Raw genomic sequence first — 19363 nt, forward strand, 5'->3', positions numbered from 1 at the left:
AATGTTTTTAGGATAATAAAAATTAAGAATATATAAAAATAGTCAGAATACATAGGTGTTCTGACTATTTCTACTTTTTTTAATTAATACAAATGAATGTTTCTTGTGACATTTTTTATTTAGGCAGGGATAGTTTTCGATATTCATTGGGCAAAAGTCCTGTATTTTTTCGAAATAATTGAGAGAATCTACTGGCATTTTTATAGCCTACAATTTGAGAGATTTGGTAAATGGTTAAGTCTGTATTTGTAAGTAAACGTTCTGCATGACGGATGCGTTTATTTTGTATATATTCTGTAATTGTGCACTTATAAACTTCTTTAAATGTAGCTTTAAGTTTTGTTGTTCCCATACAGGCAGTTTTGACAAGTTGATTGAGATGGATATCAAAAGCAAAATGATTGTTTATGTATGAAGCAACAGATGCCAAACTATCTAAATCTTGATTCGATATTTTCTTAAATGGATATGAAATTCTTTTTTGCTTTGTCTTTTCAATAATAAGAGACATAGCTTCTGATACTTTTCCTTCATAATATAGCTTTGCTGATATTCCAGATCCTCTAAAATTTTTAAGTTGTTTTAAGAGAAAAACCATCTCTGGAAAATTATTTGATCCATCTATACTCATAAAAGCAGAATGAGGGTCTTTATATTCTTCAGGATATTTATTTTTTAAATAATCTTCGTAATACTTTGGCATAATGGTAATCCCTATGGAGCGGATGGGAATATTTTTATGATATATGGCTTGATAAAGATCATCACAACCAATATGGCCTTTGATGCAATGACAAGATAAGGGTTTGTATGGTTTTAATTCTTCGCCTGAAATGGAATCATAATAATTTACGCTTAAATGTTTAGGCTGTTGACATTGTAAAAACAAATCTTCATAAAAGACAAAGTCCATAATGGAGATAGAAAAAAGATTGTCATAAGTATATACCCAGTAATAGCCTTTTCCTTTTTCGGGTAAAAGGGAAAAATAATTTCCTTCGGGACTATGTTGTTTAGTAGAATTATCTAGATAAAATCCGTTTTCTAGCAAACAAGGAATATACATTTGATGTATGAGATCTTTCATTTTATTCACCACCTATGCTATGATTGGACGAAAGCATACTACAAAGGGACTTATATACATAAATTTTATTTACCTCATATAATACATAAATTATAATATAAAATAAGATAATGATTTTCAATTTCATTCATTATATCGTTCATTATTATAAAATTCAAGTTTATAGAAAGAAATGTAAGAAGGCTTGATAATAAAGGATTAAAGGGAGGCAAATCTTATGAATAGATTTACAGCAACTCATCATGCTCTTTTATTTGCTTGGATATCCAAATCTATTGTGCAAGCAATAGGGGAAAAAGATGGAGAGCGGATCATTCGAAAGGCAGTGATAAAATATGCACACCAAAGAGGTAGAAGAATGGCATTACGGGCTAAGGCCAATGGAGATCCATTGACAATGGCAAATTATATGGCATATATAGAGTGGATGCCTCAAAAAGGGGAAATGGAACAAAAGTTAGTTCAAAAAAGTCCACATACTCGGATTAATGTATTTAAATGCCCATGGCATACAGCTTGGCAAGAAAATGATCTAATGCCATATGGTCGTTATTTTTGTATGGAAGTGGATAAAGCTTTAGTAGAGGGATTTAACAAAGATTTAGTAATTGATATTCATGGTACTCAGCCTAATGATGCAAAATTTTGCGATCTTACTTTTGAAGATGCTTATTTAACTCCTATCAATATGATGAAATTGATCTATAAGAAATTGATTAAACCAGGAAAGAAGGCTATTATGTCTTGGGAATATCATTCGGGACATTTGTATAAGACTATTGGTGATGTTGTTAGGGAAGAATTAGGACAACAAGCAGAAGAAATTATGACTGTTGCGTTGAGGGCTTTTACAGATAGATACGGAAAAGAAGCTAGTGAGATTGTTATAAGTTATAGGAATACAGATTTTGATGTACTGCCTTAAAAACAATTTAAATGCAGTAAAGCAAGGAGAAAAAAAGCAGGTGCAGTTGCATCTGCTTTTTAAAAAATATATAATAAAAAATAAATTTCATAATATGAATGTATTGACAAATACTATAAAAATAAATTTTTAAAACATGTAATTGGCATTTGACAGTAACTATAGAAAATAGTAATATAAAAATGATAAAATGATAATATTTATATAGAATATAATTTTATACAAAAGTATAGCATATATTCAATAAGAATAGAAGTTGATAAGATAATCAAAATGATAGGATATATATGGAGAAGGAGAGGATCTACAAATGAAAGACGTATTAAAATATCATCAAGAAGGATATAATTGTGCAGAATCTATAGTAAAGGCATTTAATGAAGAAAAAGGTACAGATATTCCAGTTTCTATTGCAAGTCCTTTTGGAGGTGGCATTACTGTAGGAAGTACCTGTGGAGCTATTGCAGGAGCTATCATAGCTTTGGGAGCAGTTAAAGGAAGAGAAAAAGCAACAGATCAAAATGAATCAAGACAATATACAAGAGAAATGATGAAAAAAGTAAAAGAAAAATATGGTACATTTGATTGCATAGAGTTAAAGAGAAAAGGTGTATCTTGTAATGAAATTATAGAATATGCGTATGATATTTTGAAGGAAAGTTTAGAGTAGAATCTAAATAAATTTTAAAAAAAATATTTTGCTATATATTCTCAATAAATATTGTATAATATAATTTGTAAAGAAAATCATAAGGAGGGAAAAATATGAAAATTGCATTACCAACTAGAGCAGGACAAATAGATAGTCATTTTGGACATTGTGAATACTATACTATTGTTGAAATCAATGATAAAAAAGAAATTGTTTCAAAAGAGACATTAGAATCACCAGAAGGTTGTGGTTGTAAATCAAATATTGCATATACTCTATCAGAGATAGGAGTAGAGTGGATGTTGGCAGGAAATATGGGGCAAGGAGCAGTAAATGTGCTTGCTTCACAAAACATTAAAGTTGTAAGAGGATGTTCAGGAGATGTGGATACAGTTGTGAAAAATTGGTTAGAAGGAAAGGTTCAAGATAATTTGATGACTTGTGACCATCATGATTGCAATCACTAAATAAGATTTAAAGTTTTATAAAATTATAGTGGTTATTTTATTAATATGAATAGAAATACAGCATGGTTTTATATACCTATGCTGTATTTTTTATGTATTACATATTTTTTTCTAATCGCAAACTCTCTTTGTTACTTTAGAATTAAATTTTGTATTATGAGGATATTCTACAAATCCATTTTTATAAAGTAAAGATTCGTAAATATTATTATATTTTTTAATAATTACCCCATCCTTACTATGATTAGACGTTTAAATGCCATGAAAAGGCGAATTATCATGATAATACTTCTCAATTATAATTAAGAGTCGTATAATATGTATTGAGTTAGTAATAATTAACAATAATTGCAAGGTGTAACAATTGTTTTGTCAATAAAGGATAGATTGCTCATTTTAATTTATTCTAATTAGAAAAATAAAAGGAGGCTAATCATGGCAAAAAATAATAATCAAAAAAATTAACAGCAAAAGATATTGTGATTAAAGGATGGTGATGAATAAAATGGAGGGAAAACAAAAATCTACTCTTTCAAAATTATTAAGATTTGCAGGTCATTATCGCTTTTTAATTGTACTTGCCTGCATTTTGTCAGCTATTAGTGCAGTATTATCCTTGTTACCGTTTGTTTTTATATGGTTTGTTGTCAGAGATATTTTTACTGCATTGCCGAATATTACACAGGCAACAAGTACTATAAAATATGGATGGATGGCGGTAGGTTCTGCGGTTTTAAGTATTATACTTTATTTTGCATCTTTAACGTGTTCCCATTTAGCAGCATTTCGTGTAGAAAAAAATATGCGTAAGGAAGCCATGCATAAGCTTGTAACTCTTCCATTAGGATTTTTTTCTCAGAATACTAGTGGAAAACTTAGAAAAGTAATTGATGATAATGCAAGCTTAACACATGGTTTTTTAGCACATCAATTACCAGATTTGTCGGGTGCTTTCATTTTACCTATTGCTATTATGGGCATACTATTTATCTTTGATTGGCGATTAGGAGTTATATGTTTAGTACCAGTGTTTATTAGTTTTATATTTTTAAAACAGATGATGTGTGGAGATAATGCTAGGTTTATGAACAATTATATGAATGTTTTAGAGGATATGAATGGTTCTGCAGTGGAATATATTCGAGGAATTCCAGTAGTAAAGGTATTTCAACAGACAGTTTATTCCTTTAAAAATTTTTATGAATCAATTAAACGATATAGTGAGTTTGCATCAGATTATGCATTGGCTTGTAGAATACCTATGGTAGGGTTTACAATTACAATCAATGCACCATCATTGTTATTAATTCCTATAGGAATTTTATTGATCCTACAGGCACCAGACTATAGTGGATTTTTGCTAGACTTGATTTTTTATATGCTATTTGCACCTACTTGTGTCATGATGATGAACAAAATCATGTTTGTTTCAAATAATATGATGGCTGCCAAGGAAGCATTAAATAGAATTGATGAGATATTAGAAGCTAAATCCCTCGAACAAGCTTATTTAAAGAACAAGCCTATAGATTATTCCATTGATTTTAAGGATGTTGCCTTTACTTATCCAGGAAGTGATAAACCTGCTATTCATAATATAAGCTTTAGGATTCCACAAGGAAAGATATATGCATTAGTAGGGCCTTCAGGCGGGGGAAAAAGCACTTTGGCAAGTTTGATACCTAGATTTTGGGATGTAGAAAAAGGAAGTATCGAAATTGGTGGTGTGAATGTAAAGAATTTTGAAGATAAGGAGTTAATGGATCAAATAGCTTTTGTTTTTCAAAACAGTAGACTATTTAAGACAAGTCTTTTAGAAAACATTCGAGTTGCAAAACCAAATGCTACTCGAGAGGAAGTTTTAAGAGCTGCTCATTTAGCACAATGTGATGACATTATAGAAAAAATGCCTCAGGGAATAGACACAGTTGTAGGTACAAAAGGGGTTTATCTTTCTGGCGGAGAAGGGCAGAGAATTGCCATAGCTAGAGTGATTTTAAAGGATGCACCAATTATAATTTTAGATGAGGCAACGGCTTTTGCAGATCCAGAAAATGAGTACCAAATACAAAAATCCTTTGAATCATTAGTTAAGGATAAAACTGTTTTAATGGTAGCTCATAGACTTTCTTCCATCAAGGATGTGGATTGTATTTTGGTGGTTCAGAATGGAGAGATTGTAGAAAAGGGAATACATGAAGAGTTATTGAGTAAAAATGGAGTTTATAAAAATATGTGGAATGAATATCAGACATCTATAGCTTGGAAGGTTGGAAAAGAGGGATACTATGCATAAATATTTTCAAAATAAATTTGCACTAAGTGCTAAGGGATCAAAAGATTTAATAAAAGGAAGTTTTTATAGTGCTTTAGTGAATTTAAGCATGATGATTCCTGTAGGAATTTTTATTATGATGCTAGAGGAACTATTAAGTCCTATTTTAAGCGGAAAGTCTAATACTCCAAGCTTTTTTAAGTATATAGGCTTGATTGCATTATCCATATTTTTGATGTATTTATTTCATTATATACAATACTCTGTTGTATATCTTTCTACATATGCAGAAAGTGCTACAAGAAGAATTACTTTGGGTGAAAAATTGAGACAGTTACCTCTTGCATTTTTTGGGAAAAGAGATTTATCTGATTTGAGTAATACAATAATGGGAGATTGTACCTCATTGGAGCATGCTTTTTCTCATTCGATACCTCAGTTTTTTGGAGCCATTTTATCTACTACAATTATTGTTATTGGATTGTTAACTATGGATTGGAGAATGGGATTATCTGTATTATGGGTTGTACCTGTAGCTTTTATAATGATTTTTGTTTCAAAGAAAATACAAAAGAAATCAGAATTAAAGCATTATAAGGCAAAGCGGGCTTGTGCCGATGGTATTCAGGAATGTCTGGAAAATATTCAAGATATCAAGGCATATAATATGGAAGAGCTTTATATGGAAGGCTTGGATAAAAAGTTAAATGATGCAGAGAAAGAACAAATTCATTCAGAACTTATCATGGGAGCTTTTGTTACTAGTGCTCAAGCAGTATTAAGGCTTGGACTTGCAACGGTTATTCTAGTAGGAAGTACACTTTTAGTTAAGGGACAGACTGATTTATTGACATATCTTATTTTTTTAATAACAGCTTCTAGATTATATGATCCACTTTCTGGAATACTTGCAAATATTGCTGAGATTTTTAGTATTGAAATTCCAATCCAAAGAATGAGGGAAATGGAAAATCAACCAATACAAGCTGGTGATAAAGAGTATAGTATAAAAGGTTATGATGTACAATTTAACCATGTAGCCTTTGCATATAACGAAAATGAACCTGTTTTAAATGATGTATCATTTGTTGCAAAACAAGGGGATGTAACAGCTTTGGTTGGTTTATCTGGTGGAGGAAAAAGTACAGTAGCAAAGCTTGCAGCAAGGTTTTGGGATCCTAATCAAGGAAAAATTACCCTAGGTGGACAGGATATTACTAGAATTGATCCAGAAGCACTACTTAAAAATTATGCTATTGTTTTTCAAGATGTTACTTTATTTAATGATACTGTTATAGAAAATATTAGATTAGGCAGACGAGATGCTAGTGATGAGGAGGTCTTAAAGGCTGCGAAAATTGCTATGTGCGATGATTTTGTTTTAAATATGCCAAAGGGATATAATACGATTATAGGTGAAAATGGATTAACATTATCTGGTGGAGAACGTCAGAGAATTTCAATAGCAAGAGCATTATTAAAGGATGCACCAATTATTCTTTTAGATGAAGCTACTGCTTCCTTAGATGTGGAAAATGAAACGAAAATACAGACAGCACTTTCTGAATTAATAAAAAATAAAACAGTACTTGTAATTGCTCACCGTTTAAGAACTGTTGTAGGAGCGGATAAGATTGTTGTGTTAGGGGAAGGCACTGTACTAGAAGAGGGTAATCATAGCCAGCTTATGGAAAATAATGGACTATACTGCCATCTTTATAAGTTACAACAGGAAAGTGTGGAATGGTCATTATAGAAAGATATTTATAAAGAAAGGACTCTTAAATTAGAGTCCTTTCTTGTTTTTATTCCAAAATTTATTTAAATCAACATTAGACAAAGAAGATAATATTTTTTGTGAAGCATCAGGATAAGTTTTTTCTAAACTTAAAAGCAAATGCTTCATTTCTTCTCGAGTAGTTTTTTTATCTACAGGACAAGTGCTTTGGATGATAGGAAGATCATGTTGAGTGGTTAAAGATTCAATCAAATCTTCTCTTAGATAAATCAAAGGTCTTATGATATGCATATCTTTTTTAGGATTATATGTATTAGGATGAAAAGTGCCTAGTTTTCCTACCTTGAGTACATTCATAAAAAGTGTTTCAATCACATCATCTGTATTATGACCAAGAGCAATTTTTTTTATATTATGATTGGTAGCTACTCTAGAGAGTGCTCCTCTTCTTAGAGTAGAACAAAGAGAACATGGATTTTTTTCTTTTCTTTCATGAAATACTACATGAGCAATATTTGTTTTTTCAACAATAAGTGGAATATTATTTTCTTCACAAAAGTTTTGTAAAGGACTCATATCCATTTTAAATCCTAGGTCAATATGAATTCCTATAAGCTCAAAATTTTTTATATAAGTAAGTTGAATAAGCTTTAAGCAAAATAAAAGGAAAATACTATCCTTTCCTCCAGACAATCCAATAGCAATGTGATCTTTAGGTTTTATCATATGAAAATCATCAATTGCTTTACGAATTTGATTTAAAAATTGTTTATTATAATGTTTTTGAAATGAAATCATTGAATGCTCCTTATTATTTTACAAAATTAGTGAGTGTTCCTATTTTTTCAATATAACAGTCTATTTGATCTTTTGGATTTAAAAATTTAAAAGGAGTAAAACCAAGACCTACTCCTGAAGGAGTACCTGTAATAATAATATCTCCTGCTTTTAGATGCATTCCTTTAGACAAATCACTAATAATATGAGGAATGTCAAAGATCATATTTTTCGTATTGGAATTTTGTCTTACTTCTCCATTTACTATACATTTTATATCCAATTCAATAGGAAAAGGAATTTCACTTTTATGGACTAAGTAAGGGCCCATAGGGCAGAAGGTCTCCAAACTTTTGCCTTTAAACCACTGCATATGTTTTCTTTGAATATTTCTAGCGGATATATCATTGACAATAGTGTATCCAAAAATATAATCTTCCACCTCTTCTGGTTTTATATTGATTCCATCTTTTCCTATGACAACAGCTAATTCTACTTCATAATCTAATTTGTCTGTAAGTTCACTATGAGAGCATATAAAATCTTTATGCCCAATGGCAGGATCTGCAATCTTAGTAAAATAAATAGGAAATTTAGGAATAGAATCATCACCACCAGATAAACCTGTTAATTCCTTTGCATGATCTATATAATTTTTTCCTAGACAAAATAGATTTCTTCTAGGATAGGGAATAGGTGCACTCAATTGAATATCCTCTAAAGGGATTTTTTGAAATGTATTTTCCTTTAAAATATCTTTTATTGTTTCAATCTCAAAATCTTTATAGTTTTCTATGAAATCTCTTAAAGTTTTAGGACAATCTTTTTTGATGTACTCAGAAATATCTTTCATAAGAATAACGTAGGTTTTACTTTCATTTAATATACCAAAGGTTTCTTCTTCCTTATAAACGAATGTAGCAAAATACATAGAATCATTCCTTTCTACTGACTAGATGTTTGAAATATCTAAGTTCTATATAAAAATAAAAATTCCTTTATTTTTGTTTTGTCTCTGCCAAAAGGAGATCTACCATTCTTCCATAACTATGAATTCCATCTGCTTGTTGATTAGATTTTAAATAAGCATCGTTGAATTTTGAAGAAGTTCTTTCTATAGGTCCTTTGTATTGTTGCCAAAATTCATGAAGATTTTCTAAATCTTTTTTTACACCTATACTATAAGTACTTCGAATCTGCATATATTTTTGTTGATCATAGGTATAAAGAGTGTTCATAGAATGAATAAGTGCTAATAAAACTCCAGAGTACTGAAAATCTTCATCTGGATGGAGACTACAGGTAATATAAGATATATAGTTTGCTTCATCTTCTCTAGCAAATCCTCTTTGATGAGCCATTTCGTGACATATGGTGCTAGGAATCATGCAGTCAGGAACATCTTTATTGATGTTTGCTTCCCCTGTGAAAACAGAGTAAATTCCTGATATACCCATCCATGAAAGAGCATTGGAAAAATAGATTTCTTTTGGTAGGGCATATTTTCCTTTAAGAACAGGATAAATATTGGATGCTAAAGAATATCCAGTATCTGCTTCTTTTAATAGATATTTAGATTCATTTTTTAAAGTCATAACACCATGATTATTTTGATATATTTTTGTCCGTAGAATATTAGCACGATTGGTGAGTGTAATACATAAATTTTCAAGATCTTTAACAGAATGAGATGACACAGGAAGATTTGCAATTTCTGAAAAAGGAAGTCTATAATAATTTAGTCCCCAAAGAGTAATAAATAAAAAATAAATGATATTTATAGAAACAAAAGCAGAAATAAAAAAGGATAAAATGATATATTTTCTATTTTCTTTTTGAGCAATTATTTTTTTTATGAAAACTACAACTTTATATAAAATAAATAAAATCAAAAATATAAAAATATATTCTCCTATAGAAAAATCAAAAATATTACTGAAAAAATTTAAAATAGAACTAGTGATTTTATATAGACCATTAGAATAATGATTTTCTATCCAAAGGGGATGAAAAGGTGCTATAAAACGAATACTTAAATTTATAATAAAAAGTAAAATAGATATAATCAAAAATTTTTCAGATTTTTTCAAAATAGAGTCCTCCTATTTTATTTTGTCTTAGTTTATTATACTTCTTTTTATAAGAATTATAGAAAAAATATCTACGAATTATTTAGAAATTTTAATTAATTCATCTTTTTATATTTTCAATCTATTGATAAAGAGAAAATGTATAATTGTTTATATGTTAAAGGAGTGTCTTTATATTAACATTATTTGTAAAATATTACTTGTAAATGTATAATAAATATATATAATATAATGAAATAAAAGAAAAACTCTTACTTTCCTGATTTTGGGGTTAACCCTGAAGATGCTTTAGACAAAACAATTGTATAAAATATTGAATATATCAATGTTGTATATACATTAGGGTGTATATAAATATAGAGGTGAATTTATTATAAATATTTTAATTCATAAAAATAAGGAGAATATCATGAAAAAAAATCAATTTAAACTCATAACAAGTGCATTCAATTCAAGATATTTACCAAATGTGGTTGTGGCCACTATTTTAACAGTTGTTTTTATTGTAGTAGGTCAAATTATAGGGACTATGGCATATAGGATGCTTGTGCCATACATACTACATCAGGACTTAAATGTTACACTTTTTATGATATTATCATGTGGAGGTGTTTTTCTATGTCTGTTTGTATGGGTAAAATTTATTGAAAAACGTTCTTTTTCATCCATCGGATTTTTTAAAGAAAATAAAATTTCTCAATATTGTATTGGATTTTTAGTGGGGATGCTTATGTTTTTTGCAGTTATGATTTTACTTTTTATTTTAGGACAGGCAAAAATAAATCAAAACCCAATCATTTCTGTTGGAGTTTCTGCTATTTCAAGTATTTTGATTGCTTTACCAGGTTGGATCATTCAAGGTGCATCGGAGGAAGTAGTTACCCGTGGATGGCTTATGAATGTGATTGGTGCAAGATATAATGTTGTTGTAGGTCTTTTAGTATCCTCATCATTATTTGGAATACTACATTTATTAAATAATCATGTAAGCTTATTGGCTATTTTTAATATTATTTTAGTAGGGTTGTTCTTTGGACTGTATGCTTTAAAGACTGATAATATTTGGGGTGCTTGTGGTGCTCATAGTGCATGGAATTGGGCTCAAGGAAATATTTTTGGGTTAGAGGTTAGCGGAAATTCAGTTTGCTCTTTAAGCTTGATTCAAACGAAATTAACTGGGATTGAGTGGGTTACAGGAGGCTCGTTTGGACCAGAGGCAGGATTGGCAGCAACATTGATTTTACTGGTAGGAATCGTGATTGTAGGAAAATCTATAAAAAAGAGAGAACGTTACATTAGAAATATTTGAGAAAACTAGAAACTACAAAATATTATGAAAAAATTCAAATTTTCAATGAATGTTACAAAATATTCATGTCAAGATTACTATAGGTGTAAAAATTAAAAGAAAAAGAAGGTATATTGACTAAAACCATTTGTGTTAATTTTTTTAGTATATTTTAAAATTGCCATAAAATTCTTTGTAAGGTATAATATCCACTGTACAATATGTTGTGATGGGATGTGGATGAAATGCTATATGTTGTTAAAAGAGATGATAGAGAAGTACCTTTTGACTCGATTAAAATTACTAATGCTATTAAAGCTTCTGCAGATGAAATAGCCTTTACATTAAAAGAAAGTGAAGTCATAGAAGCTACTCAAAGAGTCATAGAGTGTATTGAAAACAAAGGATATACTAAAATAAAAGTAGAGGAAATACAAAATATTGTGGAAGATATTTTGTTACAAAACGGATATAGACCTATAGGCTTGGCATATTCAAACTATAGAAAAGAAAGAACAAAACTAAGAGAAATAAAATCAGATTTAATGAAAAGTATTCAGAATATAGGAATTGAAACAGATCGTGATAATGCAAATGTAGGAAATAATTTCAGCTCCAAGCTTTTAAGAATTGCAAGTGAATCTAATAAATGGTACAATCTTGCTGCCATGCCTAAACATTTGGCTAAAGCGCATGAAAACGGAGATATATACTATCATGATTTAGATAGTTATAATCTAACTACCAATTGTTTAAATATTGAAACAGGTAAAATACTAAAAAGAGGTTTTAATACAGGATATGGTACTATTCTTCCTGCAAAAAGAATAGAATCTGCTGCAGAATTATCTTGTATATTACTTCAAAGTACTCAAAATGATATGTTTGGTGGTCAAGCTCATGTTGACTTTGATAATGATATGGCAGACTTTGTGAATATGACAAGACAAGAAATACTACAAGAATATAATGAGGAATTCTGTGATTTGGGAGCAGATATAGAAAAAATAGCAGAAAAAAAATTAAAAAAAGTTGTTCATCAATCTATGCAAGGTATAGTTTACAATTTGAATACTATGCATTCTAGAGCCGGAAGTCAAGTTCCTTTTAGTTCAATTAACCTAGGTCTTCCTAGAAGCAAGGATGCAGCCATGGTATGTGAAATATTTTTACAAGAATATGAAAAAGGATTAGGTAAAGGAGAGCAACCTATATTTCCAAATATAATATTTAGAGTAAAAAAAGGTGTAAATAGAGAAAAAGAAGATCCATACTACTATTTATATGAACTTGCTTGTAAAGTTGCAAGCAAGAGAATGAATCCTATGTTTATGAATTTAGATGCTGACTTTAATAAGGAATACTATGATAAAGGTGTTATTGCAGCCACTATGGGATGTAGAACTTATATAATGTCTAATATAAATGGAGAAGCTGGACCTGCAGGAAGAGGTAATATTGCTCCTACTACAATAAATCTTCCTCGTATAGGAATATTAGCTAAAGGAAATATAGATAAATTCTTTTCTCTTTTAGATAACAGATTATCTATTGCTAGAGAATCATTGTTACATAGATATAATGTTCTTAAACAATTGAGAGTAAAAGATTTACCTTTTGTAGCAGGCGAGCATTTAATGAAGGGCTCTGAAAACTTATCTCCTGATGATTCTATAGAACCTATTTTAAAACAAGGTACATGGGGGATTGGCTTTATTGGACTTGCTGAAACATTAATAGCTTTAACAGGTAAACATCATGGGGAAGATGAACATAGTCATGAATTAGGAGTAAAAATTATTACTCATATAAGAGAATTTTGTGATCGACATAAAGAAATTGATAAATTAAATTGGTCATGCTATGCAACTCCTGCTGAAGGACTTTCAGGGAAATTTATCGTTCAAGATAAAAAAGTATTTGGAAATATGAAAGAAGTTACAGATAAAGATTATTATACCAACAGCTATCATATTCCTGTTTCATATAAAATATCTATAAAAGATAAAATTGATTTGGAAGCACCATTTCATAAATTATGTAATGGTGGACATATAACTTACATCGAAATGGATGGATATCCAAATCCTGAAGATGTAAAAGGGATTATTGATTATGCTTATAAAAACACGAATATTAGTTATATGGGTATAAACTTTCATATGAAGTATTGTAGAGATTGTGGAGAGAGAATAGAAGCTTCTAAACATACTTGCCCTAAATGTACAAGTAAAAATATACAAGGAATATCAAGGGTTACAGGGTACCTTTCATTAGATGAAAGATTTGGTAATGGAAAGGTTGCTGAAAGAAAAGATAGAACTTCTCATAATAATGAAGTACACATCAATACTTACAATATTTAAATATACAAGATGTTAATAAACAAAAGCTCTGATACAATATTCATTATTGTAAAGGGGTTTTTTGTTGTAGATAGGAGGAGTTTATGTAATGCTTCAAGTTGCAGGTTTTTTAGATAATTCTACAGTAAATGGCAAAGGCCTTAGAAGTGTTTTGTTTGTATCAGGTTGCAATCATAATTGCATTGGATGTCATAATAAGGATATGCAAGATTTTAACTATGGAGATCGGGTATCATTAGATCATATATTGAATAGAATCCAACACAATATTCCTTTAATTTCAGGGGTTACCTTTTCAGGGGGAGAACCTTTTGAGCAAGCACAACCATTAACTACTCTTGCTAAAAAAATTAAAGATAAGGGTTTAAATTTATGGTGTTATACAGGATATACATATGAAGAAATATTACAAAGTAACAATAGAGATAAACTAAACTTATTAAAGCAAATAGATGTTCTTATAGATGGAAAATTTAATGACAAGCTGAAAGATGATGCTTGCAAATATGTAGGTTCGACAAATCAGAGAATCATAGATGTAAAAGAAAGCCTAAAATTAGAAAAAATTATTACACTAAAAGAAGTGTAGATAATTTTTTTATTGACAAGTAAAATAAAAATTGGTAATATAAACTCATTCGTTATAGTATGAAACCTATCACATGACTGGCGGAAGTGGAATTAACCACATGGAGTGTGATTAGAAAAAAAGCCGACCGCCTGGGCTAAAAGTCCAGGCGGTTTTATATTTTTTGAAAAACCCCTCGGACTTGATAAACAAATAGTCAAGGAGGGTTTTTTTATGATGAGAAAAGAATGGACAGGATTTGAAGAAGGAAATTGGACAAAACAAGTAGATGTAAGAAACTTTATACAAAAAAATTATATTCCTTATAAAGGGGATGCAAGTTTTTTACAAAATCCTACTTCAAAGACTGTAATAGTATGGGAAAAATGTGAAGAGCTTTTAAAAGAAGAACTTCAAAAGGGAATTTTAGGAGTGGATCTTCATCATATTTCAGGAGTAGACAATTTTAAAGCAGGATATATAGATAAGGAAAATGAAATAATCCTAGGATTACAAACAGATGAGCCCTTAAAGAGAATGATCAATCCTTTTGGAGGTTCAAGGAGCTTTAGATGATTATGGATACAAAATGGATGAACAAACGGATTATTTCTTTGAAAAAGGAATGAGAACTCATAATGAAGGAGTATTTGATGTATATACGCAAGATATGAGAAATGCTAGAAGTTCAGGTCTTTTGACAGGTCTTCCTGATGCTTATGGGAGAGGACGTATTATAGGAGATTACAGAAGAATTTCTTTATATGGAATTGATTTTTTAATAGAAGATAAGAAAAAGGATTATGATCATTTAATAAGCCCTATGAGTGAAGATATCATTAGAAAAAGAGAAGAAGTAGCACAGCAGATCAAGGCACTTAAAAAAATCAAGAATATGGCATTAAGTTATGGGGTAAACATCTCAAATCCTGCAAAAGATGCAAAAGAAGCTGTACAGTTTTTATATTTTGGTTATTTAGCAGGAGTTAAGGAAAACAATGGAGCTGCTATGTCTTTAGGAAGAACAAGTACATTTATAGATATTTATATCAAAAGAGATCTAGAAAAGGGAATTCTTACAGAAAAAGAGGCACAAGAAATTATTGATCAATTTGTAATGAAATTAAGAATGGTAAGGCATCTAAGGACTCCTGAGTATAATGAATTGTTTGCAGGAGATCCAAACTGGATTACAGAAACAATAGGAGGTATGGGGTTAGATGGAAGAACTTTAGTCACAAAAACTTCTTTTAGAATGCTTCATACTTTGACCAATCTAAATCCAGCACCTGAACCTAATATGACTGTATTGTGGTCAGAGGATTTACCACAAAATTTCAAGAAATACTGTACAAAAATGTCTATAAAAACAGGGGCTATTCAATACGAAAATGATGATTTGATGAGAAAAATTTATGGCGATGATTACGGAATTGCATGTTGTGTATCTGCAATGAAGATGGGAAAAGAAATGCAGTTTTTTGGAGCAAGATGTAATTTAGCAAAAGCTCTTTTGTATGCTATTAATGGTGGAATAGATGAAAGAAAGAAAACTTTAGTTATATCTAATATTGATCCTATAGAAGATGAAATATTATCTTTTGAAAAAATAAAAGAAAATTATTTCAAAGTATTATCTTATGTAGCCAACTTATATGTAAATACTATGAATGTGATTCATTATATGCATGATAAATATGCTTATGAGGCGACTTTAATGGGTTTGCATGATACAGAGGTTCATCCTTTTATGGCTTTTGGAGTAGCAGGACTTTCAGTAGTAGCAGATTCATTAAGTGCTATTAAGTATGCAAAGGTAAAACCTATTAGAAAAGATAACATTGCAGTAGATTTTCAAATAGAAGGAAATTTTCCTAAGTATGGAAATGATGAAGATCAAGTAGATGGATTGGCTATAGAAGTTTTGAAATATTTTTCAGGAGAACTTAAAAAACATAAAGCATATAAAGAGGCAGAGCATACTTTATCTGTCCTTACTATTACTTCTAATGTAGTATACGGACAAAAAACAGGAGCAACTCCAGATGGAAGAAAGGCTGGAGAACCTTTTGCACCAGGAGCAAATCCTATGCATGGAAGAGATCAGAGTGGAGCGTTAGCATCATTAAATTCTGTAGCAAAGATTCCATATGAAGAAATATGTCAAGATGGAGTTTCTAATACTTTTACTATTATTCCACAAGCTTTAGGACAAAGTGAAGAAGATAGAGTTATGAATTTGGTACAAATCATGGATGGATATTTTTCACAAGGAGCACATCACTTAAATGTAAATGTATTAAACAGAGAGACTTTATTAGATGCAATGGATCATCCAGAAAAATATTCAACTTTGACAATAAGAGTATCTGGATATGCAGTTCATTTTAATAGATTAACAAGAAAACAACAGTTTGAAGTCATAGCAAGAACCTTTCATGAAAGTATGGTAAGATAAATGGGAAAAATTCATTCTTATGAGAGTATGGGACTTGTGGATGGACCAGGAGTAAGGTTTGTTGTATTTTTCCAAGGATGCACTTTAAGATGTATGTATTGCCATAATCCAGATACATGGGATTTTAACAAAGGAATAGCAACGAGTCCACAAGATTTATTCAAAAAAGTATTAAGATATAGGCCTTATTTTGGGAAAATGGGAGGAGTAACCTGTTCAGGAGGAGAACCTCTTATGCAACCAGATTTTTTGATAGAATTTCTAAAGCTTTGTAAAACACATGATATTCATACAGCAATTGATACAGCAGGAGTAGGAGTAGGAAGGTATGAAGAAATTCTTTCTTACACAGATCTGGTATTATTAGACATCAAACATATTACAAAATATGGTTATCAAAAAATTACAGGAAAAGATATGAATGTTTTTGAAAAATTTTTAAAGACAGTATGTAAGAAAAGTATCCCTATGTGGATAAGACAAGTGATGATACCAGGAATCACGGATACCCATGAATATTTAGATGAACTCAAAAATTTTGTCAAAGAAATTCCTAATGTAGAAAAGATAGAGCTTTTACCCTATCATAAATTAGGTGTTCATAAATATAAAGAGATGAATATTCCATATAAGCTTGGGGATATAGATTCTATGAGTAAAGAAAAAGCTACAGAAATAAGAAAATATTTTGATGCTATATAAATGAAAGCTACCTTTTAAAAGGTAGCTTTTGAAATTTTTTTAGAACAACATGGAACTTTTGTTTATAGTATGCGTCTAATGGAGTGTAATACAAAACAAACAAAATAAAAAGGAGAGAATATATTATGAAATCAAAAAAAATATTTGTAGGATGTTTATCCGTTACTATTTTATCACTTGCGTCTGTTACAGGTTTTGCTGCTAATATAGAAAATATAAAACCGATAGATGATGTAGGACAAATTAAAAATATTATGCCTATACATGCCGATTTAAATGCAAAAGCACAATCTTATTTTAATTCTTTTACTGGAGAAGTAAAAGAAATAAGAGATTTAGAAAATCGTAAAGCTATTATGGTAGAAAATAAAGATGGATCACTAGCAAATATTATTATATCTGAGGATACTTATATTGTAGATGATGAAAAGATTGAAGTAGGAGTTACTATTACAGGATTTTATAAAGCCAATGCACCTATGATTATGATTTATCCTCCACAATATAATGCAGAAGTTGTTGTTGTAAATAATGAAGAAATAAATATGAAAGTAGATGAATTTGATAAAGATTTAATCAGTGCAGATCATTCATTAAAATTAAATATTTCTGATGATACTAAAGTCATTACACAAGATGGAAAAGACTTTAAAGGAGATTTAAAAAATCGTAAGCTTGTAGTTTTTTATGATGTATCTACAAGAAGTATACCTGCACAGACAACTCCAAAGAAAATTACTGTATTATTTGAAAAAGCAGTTACACTTCCAGAGCAGATTTCTACTATGGATATTATTGTAAACAATCAAAAAATAGAAGCACCTACACCTTATACCAATGATCAAGGTATTGTTATGGTTCCAGTAGCTACAATTTCTAAAGCATTAGGATATGAGGTAACTTGGAACGAAGAATCACAAAGTATTATGATAGGAAAAGGAATTTCTTTAACAATAGGAAAAGATCAATATATGTATATGAAAACTGCACCAATTGAATTAGGAAATGCACCAACATTAGTAGATGGAAGAACTTATGTACCTCTTAGTTTTTTCAAAAAAGTAGTTCGTATGAATAATGCATATATACTTGAATCACAAATTAGAATAGACAATGAAGAAATAATGGAGTAACCTATTGTTAGTATACTAAGATTATATAAAAAGCAAATTGGAATGCACCTCAAATGTTAGACATATGATATAATCATATTTAATAGTTGGAGGTGTATTTTACGTTCATTTTTATTGGATTATTTACTATTTTTTTCGAATATGATAAAATAAACATTGGAATTTCGTCATGTATGACTAAGGAGATGAAAAAACATGGGAAGACACGGAACGATTGCTAATAGAAAAAGCAAACAAGATGCAAAAAGGGCACAAATTTTTACAAAATATGCACGTCTTATTACTGTTGCAGCAAAAGAAGGAGGAGCAGACCCAGAATATAATGCGAATCTTAAAAATGCAATAGATAAGGCAAAATCTATCAATATGCCTAATGATAATATTACAAGAGCTATCAAAAAAGGTGCAGGTGCAGGTGCTGGAGAAGACTTTGAAAGAATTACTTATGAAGGATATGGAATCAATGGAATTGCAGTAATTGTTGAGGTGCTTACGGATAATAGAAACAGAGCAGGAAGCAATATTAGATACTATTTTGATAAAAATGGTGGAAATCTAGGAACTCCTGGATGTGTAGGATATATGTTTGATAGAAAAGGTCAAATACTTATAGAGAAAACAGATGAGTACAATGAAGATGAAATAATGGAAGCAGCACTTGAAGCAGGAGCAGAAGATTTTATTGCAGATGATGAAGAAATTTATGAAATCCTTACAGCACCAGAGGATTTTTATGAAGTTAAAGAAGCTCTAGTGCAAAAGGGATATGAATTGTTAGAAGCAGATGTAAATATGATTCCTCAAACTATGGTAGAACTTAATGATGAAGAACAAATA

15 protein-coding genes, 1 pseudogene and 1 riboswitch are annotated in these 19363 nt (G+C 30.1%); of the genes and pseudogenes, 12 read left to right on the plus strand and 4 right to left on the minus strand.

Going from position 1 to position 19363, the window contains the following annotated elements:
- Positions 1 to 115: 115 nt before the first annotated feature.
- Entirely contained in the window at positions 116 to 1087 is a 972-nt protein-coding gene (locus EK368_RS02940) for a helix-turn-helix domain-containing protein (RefSeq protein WP_129596256.1), read from the minus strand.
- A 217-nt stretch (positions 1088 to 1304) separates the two neighbouring features.
- Here EK368_RS02940 and EK368_RS02945 point away from each other — a divergent pair, with 217 nt between their 5' ends.
- The 5 genes from EK368_RS02945 (at position 1305) to EK368_RS02965 (ending at position 7162) form a co-directional block, all read left to right on the plus strand.
- Positions 1305 to 2012, plus strand: coding sequence for an L-2-amino-thiazoline-4-carboxylic acid hydrolase (locus tag EK368_RS02945; protein ID WP_129596258.1), 708 nt, complete (start codon positions 1305 to 1307; stop codon positions 2010 to 2012).
- A 310-nt stretch (positions 2013 to 2322) separates the two neighbouring features.
- A complete protein-coding gene (locus EK368_RS02950; RefSeq protein WP_129596260.1) occupies positions 2323 to 2682 on the plus strand; it encodes a C-GCAxxG-C-C family (seleno)protein in 360 nt (119 codons plus the stop codon).
- A gap of 95 nt (positions 2683 to 2777) precedes the next feature.
- Positions 2778 to 3131 carry a NifB/NifX family molybdenum-iron cluster-binding protein gene (locus tag EK368_RS02955; protein ID WP_129596262.1) on the plus strand — a complete coding sequence of 118 codons (354 nt, stop codon included), beginning with the start codon at positions 2778 to 2780 and terminating at the stop codon, positions 3129 to 3131.
- A gap of 496 nt (positions 3132 to 3627) precedes the next feature.
- Positions 3628 to 5427: an ABC transporter ATP-binding protein gene (locus EK368_RS02960; RefSeq protein ID WP_341472767.1), complete on the plus strand. Its 1800-nt coding sequence runs from the start codon at positions 3628 to 3630 to the stop codon at positions 5425 to 5427.
- Positions 5420 to 7162: an ABC transporter ATP-binding protein gene (locus tag EK368_RS02965; protein ID WP_129596264.1), complete on the plus strand. Its 1743-nt coding sequence runs from the start codon at positions 5420 to 5422 to the stop codon at positions 7160 to 7162. Before EK368_RS02960 ends, EK368_RS02965 begins: the two co-directional genes overlap by 8 nt.
- A gap of 30 nt (positions 7163 to 7192) precedes the next feature.
- Here EK368_RS02965 and EK368_RS02970 read toward each other — a convergent pair whose 3' ends face one another.
- From EK368_RS02970 to EK368_RS02980, 3 genes are all read right to left on the minus strand, one after another.
- Positions 7193 to 7942: a tRNA lysidine(34) synthetase gene (locus EK368_RS02970; protein ID WP_129596267.1), complete on the minus strand. Its 750-nt coding sequence runs from the start codon at positions 7940 to 7942 to the stop codon at positions 7193 to 7195.
- Between the two features lie 13 nt (positions 7943 to 7955).
- Positions 7956 to 8852 carry a fumarylacetoacetate hydrolase family protein gene (locus EK368_RS02975; protein WP_129596269.1) on the minus strand — a complete coding sequence of 299 codons (897 nt, stop codon included), beginning with the start codon at positions 8850 to 8852 and terminating at the stop codon, positions 7956 to 7958.
- A gap of 67 nt (positions 8853 to 8919) precedes the next feature.
- A complete protein-coding gene (locus EK368_RS02980; protein ID WP_165000302.1) occupies positions 8920 to 10011 on the minus strand; it encodes a DUF3810 domain-containing protein in 1092 nt (363 codons plus the stop codon).
- 409 nt (positions 10012 to 10420) lie between these two features.
- On the opposite strand from EK368_RS02980, the gene EK368_RS02985 reads away from it, so the two are divergent.
- From EK368_RS02985 to EK368_RS03015, 7 genes and pseudogenes are all read left to right on the plus strand, one after another.
- Positions 10421 to 11320: a CPBP family intramembrane glutamic endopeptidase gene (locus EK368_RS02985; protein ID WP_129596273.1), complete on the plus strand. Its 900-nt coding sequence runs from the start codon at positions 10421 to 10423 to the stop codon at positions 11318 to 11320.
- 224 nt (positions 11321 to 11544) lie between these two features.
- Positions 11545 to 13665, plus strand: coding sequence for an anaerobic ribonucleoside triphosphate reductase (locus EK368_RS02990; RefSeq protein ID WP_129596275.1), 2121 nt, complete (start codon positions 11545 to 11547; stop codon positions 13663 to 13665).
- Positions 13666 to 13753: 88 nt separating this feature from the next.
- Positions 13754 to 14254 (plus strand): anaerobic ribonucleoside-triphosphate reductase activating protein, encoded by a 501-nt coding sequence (gene nrdG, locus EK368_RS02995; protein WP_129596277.1) that lies wholly within the window; start codon positions 13754 to 13756, stop codon positions 14252 to 14254.
- A 63-nt stretch (positions 14255 to 14317) separates the two neighbouring features.
- A riboswitch (ZMP/ZTP riboswitch) is annotated at positions 14318 to 14398 on the plus strand.
- 72 nt (positions 14399 to 14470) lie between these two features.
- Positions 14471 to 16691: pseudogene (gene pflB / locus EK368_RS03000) on the plus strand (formate C-acetyltransferase).
- Complete coding sequence (gene pflA, locus EK368_RS03005; protein ID WP_129596279.1) at positions 16692 to 17393, plus strand: pyruvate formate-lyase-activating protein; 702 nt, start codon at positions 16692 to 16694, stop codon at positions 17391 to 17393. It begins immediately after the preceding pseudogene.
- A 125-nt stretch (positions 17394 to 17518) separates the two neighbouring features.
- The gene (locus EK368_RS03010) at positions 17519 to 18526 is read left to right on the plus strand and encodes a copper amine oxidase N-terminal domain-containing protein (protein ID WP_129596281.1); all 1008 of its coding nucleotides are present in this window, start codon (positions 17519 to 17521) and stop codon (positions 18524 to 18526) included.
- A 195-nt stretch (positions 18527 to 18721) separates the two neighbouring features.
- The coding region (locus EK368_RS03015) for a YebC/PmpR family DNA-binding transcriptional regulator (protein WP_129596283.1) at positions 18722 to 19363 on the plus strand (642 nt) is incomplete at its 3' end.

The organism is Anaerophilus nitritigenes, assembly GCF_004138215.1.
In the GTDB taxonomy this organism is placed as follows: Bacteria; Bacillota; Clostridia; order Peptostreptococcales; family Thermotaleaceae; genus Anaerophilus; species Anaerophilus nitritogenes.